General features: G+C 63.4%; 6 protein-coding genes. 4 read left to right on the top strand and 2 right to left on the bottom strand.

Going from position 1 to position 7582, the window contains the following annotated elements; all coding sequences use genetic code 11:
• Window positions 1-595: 595 nt before the first annotated feature.
• Together hemE and RT028_RS19280 are read left to right on the top strand one after the other, a co-directional pair.
• The gene (gene hemE / locus RT028_RS19285) at window positions 596-1660 is read left to right on the top strand and encodes a uroporphyrinogen decarboxylase (RefSeq protein ID WP_312936933.1); all 1065 of its coding nucleotides are present in this window, start codon (window positions 596-598) and stop codon (window positions 1658-1660) included.
• A 216-nt stretch (window positions 1661-1876) separates the two neighbouring features.
• The gene (locus RT028_RS19280; protein WP_312936931.1) at window positions 1877-2401 is read left to right on the top strand and encodes a cytochrome b; all 525 of its coding nucleotides are present in this window, start codon (window positions 1877-1879) and stop codon (window positions 2399-2401) included.
• Between the two features lie 3 nt (window positions 2402-2404).
• On the opposite strand, the gene RT028_RS19275 is transcribed toward RT028_RS19280, so the two are convergent.
• Complete coding sequence (locus tag RT028_RS19275) at window positions 2405-3559, bottom strand: MFS transporter (RefSeq protein ID WP_312936935.1); 1155 nt, start codon at window positions 3557-3559, stop codon at window positions 2405-2407.
• 222 nt (window positions 3560-3781) lie between these two features.
• Between RT028_RS19275 and RT028_RS19270 the strand changes: the two genes are divergently transcribed.
• Window positions 3782-4678 (top strand): LysR substrate-binding domain-containing protein, encoded by an 897-nt coding sequence (locus RT028_RS19270; protein WP_312936930.1) that lies wholly within the window; start codon window positions 3782-3784, stop codon window positions 4676-4678.
• Window positions 4679-4757: 79 nt separating this feature from the next.
• On the opposite strand, the gene RT028_RS19265 is transcribed toward RT028_RS19270, so the two are convergent.
• Window positions 4758-6149, bottom strand: a complete 1392-nt coding sequence (locus RT028_RS19265; RefSeq protein WP_312936928.1) for an L-cystine transporter — start codon at window positions 6147-6149, stop codon at window positions 4758-4760.
• A 247-nt stretch (window positions 6150-6396) separates the two neighbouring features.
• On the opposite strand from RT028_RS19265, the gene RT028_RS19260 reads away from it, so the two are divergent.
• Window positions 6397-7452, top strand: coding sequence for a haloacid dehalogenase-like hydrolase (locus tag RT028_RS19260; protein WP_312936926.1), 1056 nt, complete (start codon window positions 6397-6399; stop codon window positions 7450-7452).
• The last annotated feature ends 130 nt before the right edge of the window (window positions 7453-7582 follow it).

Raw genomic sequence — 7582 nt, 5'->3', positions numbered from 1 at the left:
CGGCGCAGCCGACCCAGGGCTGCAACCTCTATTTCCTGCTGTTTGGCGACGCCTGAATCAGGCCGGCTATGCCGGCCATCGCGGCTAAAGCCGCTCCTACATGGACCGCGTTTTGTGGGGCTTTAGCCGCGATGGGCGGCGCAGCCGACCCAGGGCTGCAACCTCTATTTCCTGCTGTTTGGCGACGCCTGAATCAGGCCGGCTATGCCGGCCATCGCGGCTAAAGCCGCTCCTACATGGACCGCGTTTTGTGGGGCTTTAGCCGCGATGGGCGGCGCAGCCGACCCAGGGCTGCAACCTCTATTTCCTGCTGTTTGGCGACGCCTGGATCGGGCCGGCTGCGCCGGCCCAAACCAAGCGCTGCGTTAGGTGGGTCGGACTGAGTGGCGCCCATTGGGCATGCTGCTCAGTCCCTTGCGTCTCACCGAGGTACCGACCCGGCCACTCTGGTGGGAATGGCTAACCGCACAGATTCAGCCCGCATCCCCATCCGCACCTTGACCCAACGCACTCAACAGACGAATCGTCCCGTCTCATCCGTGCCTTTTGCGCCCGTGTCTGAGAAAATGCCCGCACTTTTTTGCCGGATGCCGACATGACTGCCCTGAAGAACGATCGTTTCCTGCGCGCACTGCTCAAGCAACCCGTGGACGTCACCCCCGTCTGGATGATGCGCCAGGCCGGTCGCTACCTGCCCGAATACCGCGCCAGCCGTGCCAAGGCCGGCGATTTCATGAGCCTGTGCATGAATCCGCAGTTCGCCTGCGAAGTCACCCTGCAGCCGCTGGAGCGTTACCCGCTCGACGCCGCGATCCTCTTCTCCGACATCCTCACCATCCCCGATGCCATGGGCTTGGGCCTGTACTTCGAAACCGGCGAAGGCCCGCGTTTCAAGAAAGTCGTGCGCACCCTGGCCGACATCGAAGCACTGCCCGTGCCCGATGCGCAGAAAGACCTGGGCTACGTGATGGATGCCGTCAGCACTATTCGCCGTGAGCTCAATGGTCGCGTACCGCTGATCGGTTTCTCCGGCAGCCCGTGGACCTTGGCCACCTACATGGTCGAAGGCGGCTCCTCGAAGGATTTCCGCAAGATCAAGGCCATGGCCTATGACACCCCCGAAGCCCTGCACCTGCTGCTCGACAAGCTGGCGCAGTCGGTCACGTCCTACCTGAACGGGCAGATCCTGGCCGGTGCCCAGGCGGTGCAGATCTTCGATACCTGGGGCGGCAACCTGTCGTCTGCGGCGTACCAGGAGTTCTCCCTGGCCTACATGCGCAAGATCGTCAGCGGCCTGATCCGCGAGCATGACGGGCGCAAGGTGCCGGTGATCCTGTTCACCAAGAACGGCGGCCTGTGGCTGGAGAGCATCGCTGATGCCGGCGCCGACGCCCTGGGCCTGGACTGGACCTGCGATATCGGCGAAGCGCGTCAGCGCGTGGGTGGCAAAGTGGCCCTGCAGGGCAACATGGACCCGACCGTGCTATACGCCAACCCGGCGGCGATTCGCAAGGAAGTGGCGCGGATCCTGGCCAGCTACGGCCACGGTAACGGGCACGTGTTCAACCTTGGCCACGGCATCACCCCCGAGGTCGACCCGGCGCACGCCGGCGTGTTCATCGAAGCGGTGCACGAGCTGTCGGCGCAGTACCACGGCTGAAGCCCAGCACCCTGTGCGTCTTGCCAGCCTGCAACGGGCTGGCAAGCGGCATCCGTCAGTTGACGACTAATCCGCTTCGCAAGGCCGCCTTTTCCTACGGCACACTCCGATTGCTCCTTATAAGCTTCTGCGCCTTCGATCCACTGCGCCGTTTGCCGGGCTGCCAGCTTCAAACGCTGTCGCGCGAACGACGCACATCGTTTGAGAGGCGCTACCGTGAGCGAACATTGCAAGGTCGACCGTTATGGCTGGGCACAGGTGCTGCTGCACTGGGTATCAGCGCTGGTCATCATCTGGGTGTTGATCAGCGGCTTCTACGTCGCTTATGCAGAGGTCGAGGCACCGACGCGCGCCTGGGTGGGTTGGGTGAACGTCTCGCTCACCACCGTCTACATCCCGGTCTTCATGCTGCGTTGCCTGGTGCGTGTGCTCAAACCTGCACCGCCCAGCATCGACCGAAGCCGCCTGGGCCGTGTGGCAGCAAGCATCGCGCACCATGCGCTCTACGGGCTGACGGCATTGGTATTGCTGTCAGGCGTGCTGATGATGGACAGGGCGATCGACGTTTTCGGCAGGTGGCAGATCCCGGCCCTCCTGGCTGACGGCACCTGGCAAGGCCGCTGGTTCACCCTGCACATCGCCAGCTGTGTCGCGCTGGCGGGCGTCGTGCTGATGCATGTTGCGGCCGTGTGCAAGCATCAGCTCAGCGGCCAGCGGATCTTGCGCCGCATGTGGTTGTAAGGCTCAACCCTTGGGCGGCAGGCGGCTCAGGTGGACGGCGATGCCCAGGGCAATGGCCAGCAGGCTGCCGATGAACAGGCCAATGCCATTCCAGCCGCCCAGGTGCCAGAACACCCCGCCTGCTGTCCCGGCGACACTCGACCCTGCGTAGTAGCTGAACAGGTACAGCGACGACGCCTGGCCCTTGGCGATCAGCGCGCGTCGGCCAATCCAGCTGCTGGCCACCGAGTGCGCACCAAAAAAGCCGAAGGTGAACACCAGCATGCCGATGACGATCAGGCTCAACGGCGCGGCCATGGTCAGCGCCATACCTGCCGCCATGACCACGATGCTGGCCCAGAACACCTTGCGCCGGCCCAGCTTGTCAGCCAGGGCGCCCACCTGGGCAGAGCTGTAGATGCCTGACAGATAGACCACCGACAACAAGCCCACCAGCGCCTGGTTCAGGTGATAGGGCCCGGCCAGCAGGCGATAGCCGATGTAGTTGAACAGGGTCACGAACGCACCCATCAGCAAGAACGCCTCGAGGAACAGCCACGGCAGGCCAGCATCCTTGAAGTGCAGCACGAAGCCATCGAGCAAGCGGCGCGGGTGCAGTGACTGGGGGCGAAAATTGCGCGATTCGGGCAGCACTTTCCAGAACACCACCGCCGCTGCCAGGGCCAGCGCGCCCATCACCAGCAACGCTGTGTGCCAGCTGACGAAATCGATCAGAACACCGCTGATCAGGCGTCCGCTCATCCCGCCTATGGCGTTGCCGCCGATGTACAGGCCCATGGCCAGGCCGATGTGCTGGGGCGCGATTTCTTCGCTCAGGTAGGTCATCGCCACTGCCGCCAGGCCACTGAGCGACAGGCCCACCAGCGCCCGGGTCGCCAGCAGGGTTTCCCAGGTCGGCATGACGGCGCTGGCCAAGGTGGCCAGCGCGGCGCAGAGCAGGGCCGCGACCATCACCGGTTTGCGCCCGATGCGGTCGGAAATGGGGCCCGTGATCAGCAACCCGATCGCCAGCGTGGCCGTGGAGACCGACAACACCAGGCTGCTCTGCGCCGCATTGATGGCGAAATCATGAGACAGCAGCGGCATCATCGGTTGGACGCAATACAGCAAAGCGAAGGTGGCAAAGCCGCCGCTGAACAACGCCAGCACGGTTCTCATGAAGGCTGGGGTGCCTTTCTCGATCCACAGCGTTGGCCCAGGCGTAACCTGGGCAGTGGCGGGGCGGGTGGGATGCGGAGCGACGGCGGATTTCACGAAACTGGACCTCGGACGGCGTGGGCCGGTGGTGCGGTAGGAAAAATCATATAGCTGGCTAATGATTACTTCCAATATATTGTTCGACCTATTTAAGAGCTTTCACGACTCAATAAGAGGATGCTCATGGAGCTGCGTCACCTGCGCTATTTCATCGCTGTGGCCGAAGAGCTGCATTTTGGCCGCGCCGCCCAGCAGCTGGGCATTTCTCAGCCGCCACTCAGTCAGCAGATCCAGGCGCTTGAGCAGGAGCTGGGCGCGCGCCTGTTCGAGCGCACCAACCGGCGGGTCGAACTGAGCGAGGCGGGGCGGTTGTTTCTGGACGAGGCGCGGCAGGTGCTGGCTCAGGTCGAGAAGGCCGCCGACGTCGCGCGCCGCGCACAACTGGGCGAGTTGGGCGAAATGAAGATCGGTTTCACTTCATCGGCGCCCTTCACCTCGAAAATTCCCAAGGCGCTGCATGCCTTCCGCCAGCGCTTTCCCGCCGTGCACCTGAACCTCAAGGAACTGAGCAGCCGCGATGTGGCGGCGGGTGTGTTCGACGAGTCCATCGAGGTCGGCCTGATGCGGCCGATGCCGCTGCCTGAGGGGCTGGTGGCCACCGAACTGCTGCGCGAGCCACTGGTGGCGGTGATCAACGCTTCGCATCGGTTGGCCGAGGGCAGCGAAACGGGCCTGTACATGGCACAACTGGCCGACGAGCCGTTCGTGTTCTTCCCACGCAGTTATGGCAGCGGTCTGCATGCGCAATTGCTCAGCCTGGCACGCACGGCCGGGTTCAGCCCGCATTTTGCCCAGGAAGCCGGGGAGGCGATGACCATCATTGGCCTGGTTTCGGCGGGGCTGGGGGTGTCGGTGCTGCCGGCTTCGTTCCAGCGCATGCGCATCGAGGGCGTGGTCTACCGCACCCTGCTGGACGAGGACGCGGTGACCGCCGTGTGGCTGGTGCAGCGCCAGCACGGCGGGTCGGCGATGGCCAAGGCCTTTGCCGAGCTGCTGCAGGAGGGCCTGGGCGCGCCGTGAGACGCGCCGAGGGTTGCATCAATGTGCGTCAAGGCCGCGCAAGGCGAGGTCGGATGCGCCCTCAGGCGCACCTGGGAGGTCACACCTGAGTGAGCTGCGCCCGCTCTTCGCTGGCCAGCACCTGCGCATCGGTCTGCTTGAGCAGTTGGCTGGTGACCATGCCCGCCGTCATCGAACCGTTCACGTTGAGCGCGGTGCGGCCCATGTCGATCAACGGCTCGACCGAGATCAGCAGTGCCACCAGTTCGACCGGCAGGCCCATGGCGGGCAGCACGATCAATGCGGCGAAGGTCGCGCCGCCACCCACGCCGGCCACGCCGACCGAGCTCAAGGTGACGATGGCCACCAGGGTGGCGATCCACAGCGGATCGAACGGGTTGATACCCACGGTGGGCGCAACCATCACTGCCAGCATGGCCGGGTACAGCCCAGCGCAACCGTTCTGACCGATGGTGGTGCCGAACGACGCACTGAAGCTGGCGATCGACTGCGGTACACCCAGGCGCAAGGTCTGCGCTTCGATGTTGAGCGGAATGCTGGCGGCGCTGGAGCGGCTGGTGAAGGCGAAGGTCAGCACCGGCCAGACCTTGCGCAGAAAGCGCAGCGGGCTCACGCCAGTGGCGGCGAGGATCAGGCCGTGGACCACGAACATCAGGCCCATGCCCAGGTATGAGACCACCACGAAGCTGCCCAGCTTGAGGATGTCTTCGAGGTTGGAGCTGGCAACGACCTTGGCCATCAACGCCAGCACGCCATACGGCGTCAGCTTCATCACCAGGCGCACCAGGCGCATCACCCAGGCCTGCAGGGTCTCGATGGCCGACAGTACGCGCGTGCCTTTCTCGGCATCGTCCTTCATCAGTTGCAGCGCAGCCATGCCGAGGAACACCGCGAAGATCACCACGCTGATGATCGAGGTCGGCTTTGCCCGGGCCAGGTCACCCACCGGGTTGCTGGGGATGAACGAGAGCAGCAACTGCGGCACGTTGAGGTCCGCGACCTTGCCGACGTAATCGGCATGGATGGCCTGCAGCCGCGCGCTTTCCTGCACGCCCGCAATCAGGCCTTCGGCGCTGAGGCCGAACAGGTTGGTCAGCAGGATACCGATCAGCGCGGCGATGGCCGTGGTGATCAGCAACGTGCCGATACTCAGCACGCTGATACGCCCGAGGGACGAGGCATTGTGCAGTCGCCCGACCGCGCTGAGGATCGAGGCGAAGATCAGCGGCATGACGATCATCTGCAGCAAGCCGACATAGCCGTTGCCGACCAGGTCGAGCCAGGTGATGGTCTGCTTGAGTACCGGATGGCCCGCGCCATACAGCGTGTGCAACACCAACCCGAAGAGCACGCCGAGCACCAGGCCCAGCAGTACCTTCTTCGCCAGGCTCCAGTCTGTGCGGCGAGTCTGTGCCAGGCCCAGCAGCAGGGCGAGGAACGCCAGGAGGTTGAGAGACAGCGGAAGATTCATTGAGGCTCCAGTTCGAGCAAGACGTAGGCAACGCTGCAGTGAGCGAAGGCAATCGCAAATGCTAACAGGCTGAAAACAAAGGAATTTATACCCAAATGTTATTTCGTTAGTCGTTTTGGAAATAACGACAGCTGTGACGTGTACGCGACGGCGGCGGTTCCTCGGTGCCGACCAACTGCCACGTGGTCGCACGCGCGTCACATAAGCGGTCTAGGCTTTAGCGCCCACGTCCTTGGAGAGCCTCGCGATGCTTGCTTCGAAATACCTGCTTGGTGGTCTTGCCCTGCTCGTCAGCGCCAGCACCTGGGCGGCGACCGAACTGAAACACTGGCCCGTCGAGGCCGCCAGGCAACTCGACACGATGATCGCTGCCAATGCCAACAAAGGTAACTACGCAGTCTTTGACATGGACAACACCAGCTACCGTTTCGACCTCGAAGAGGCCCTGCTGCCGTTCATGGAGAACAAGGGCCTGCTGACCCGCGAAAAGCTCGACCCTTCGCTCAAGCCCATTCCCTTCAAGGACACCGCCGAGCACAAGGAAAGCCTGTTCAGCTACTACTACCGGTTGTGCGAAATCGACGACATGGTCTGCTACCCCTGGGTCGCGCAGGTGTTTTCTGGCTTCACCCTCAAGCAATTGAAGGTGCAGGTCGATGAGCTGATGGCCTCGGGCAAGCCGATCCCCGCCACCTATTTCGAGGGCGATCAGGTCAAGTCGATGGAGGTGCAGCCACCCAAGGTGTTCGTCGGGCAGACCGAGCTGTACAACAAGTTGATGGAGAACGGTATCGACGTCTACGTGATCACCGCCGCCAGCGAAGAGCTGGTGCGCATGGTGGCCGCCGATCCGCAGTACGGCTACAACGTCAAACCGCAGAATGTCATCGGTGTCAGCCTGCTGCTCAAGGATCGCGCCACCGGCAGCCTGACGACCGCGCGCAAGCAGATCAGCGCCGGCCACTACGACGCCAAGGCCAACGAAAACCTGGAAATGACCCCGTACCTATGGACCCCTGCCACCTGGATGGCGGGCAAGCAGGCGGCCATCCTCACCTACATCGACCAGTGGAAACGCCCGGTGCTGGTGGGCGGCGACACCCCGTCGAGTGATGGCTTCATGCTCTTCCACGGTGTGGATGTGAACAAGGGTGGCGTCCACTTGTGGATCAACCGCAAGGCCAAGTACATGGACCAGCTCAACGGCATGATCGCCAAGAACGCCGCCGCGCAGGCCAAGGAAGGGTTGCCGGTAACGGCCGACAAGAACTGGGTGATCGTGACGCCGGAGGAAATCCAGTAGGGCCGCGTGCGGCGCATGTCTGAAGCATGAAAAAACCGGCGCACCCGCCTAATGCCAGTCAGTTAAGCCGCTTTCTAGCAATTGGGGCTGCCTTGCAGCCCATCGCGGCTGACCGGAGCGCCGGACCGGC

The sequence above is a fragment of the Pseudomonas sp. genome, from assembly GCF_032058845.1.
Taxonomy (GTDB): Bacteria; Pseudomonadota; Gammaproteobacteria; order Pseudomonadales; family Pseudomonadaceae; genus Aquipseudomonas.
The sequence above is the reverse complement of the archived record's forward strand: the minus strand, read 5'-3'. Positions and strand labels throughout refer to the sequence as shown.

Bases quoted from the DNA above. Each gene is read 5' to 3' on its own strand.
- hemE (WP_312936933.1), top strand. From the start codon at position 596: ATGACTGCCCTGAAGAACGATCGTTTCCTGCGCGCACTGCTCAAGCAA.
- RT028_RS19275 (WP_312936935.1), bottom strand. From the start codon at position 3,559: ATGAGAACCGTGCTGGCGTTGTTCAGCGGCGGCTTTGCCACCTTCGCT.
- RT028_RS19270 (WP_312936930.1), top strand. From the start codon at position 3,782: ATGGAGCTGCGTCACCTGCGCTATTTCATCGCTGTGGCCGAAGAGCTG.
- RT028_RS19265 (WP_312936928.1), bottom strand. From the start codon at position 6,149: ATGAATCTTCCGCTGTCTCTCAACCTCCTGGCGTTCCTCGCCCTGCTG.
- RT028_RS19260 (WP_312936926.1), top strand. From the start codon at position 6,397: ATGCTTGCTTCGAAATACCTGCTTGGTGGTCTTGCCCTGCTCGTCAGC.